Consider the following 574-nt stretch of genomic DNA (forward strand, 5'->3'; position numbering starts at 1 on the left):
TTACTAGCAATTCCGACTTCATGTAGGCGAGTTGCAGCCTACAATCCGAACTGAGACCGGCTTTTCTAGGATTGGCTCCAGATCGCTCCTTCGCTTCCCGTTGTACCGGCCATTGTAGTACGTGTGTAGCCCAGGTCATAAGGGGCATGATGATTTGACGTCATCCCCACCTTCCTCCGGTTTGTCACCGGCAGTCTGCTTAGAGTGCCCAGCTCGACCTGCTGGCAACTAAGCATAAGGGTTGCGCTCGTTGCGGGACTTAACCCAACATCTCACGACACGAGCTGACGACAACCATGCACCACCTGTCTCCTCTGTCCCGAAGGAAAGATCTATCTCTAGACCGGTCAAAGGGATGTCAAGACCTGGTAAGGTTCTTCGCGTTGCTTCGAATTAAACCACATACTCCACTGCTTGTGCGGGTCCCCGTCAATTCCTTTGAGTTTCAGTCTTGCGACCGTACTCCCCAGGCGGAATGCTTAATGTGTTAACTTCGGCACCAAGGGTATCGAAACCCCTAACACCTAGCATTCATCGTTTACGGCGTGGACTACCAGGTATCTAATCCTGTTTA

1 rRNA gene is annotated in these 574 nt (G+C 51.7%); it reads right to left on the reverse strand.

Annotated features, from left to right (window positions below):
* A 16S ribosomal RNA gene (locus C400_RS26490) occupies positions 1-574 on the reverse strand; the annotation flags it as partial.

This window comes from Paenibacillus sp. ICGEB2008 (genome assembly GCF_000307675.1).
In the GTDB taxonomy this organism is placed as follows: domain Bacteria; phylum Bacillota; class Bacilli; order Paenibacillales; family Paenibacillaceae; genus Paenibacillus; species Paenibacillus polymyxa.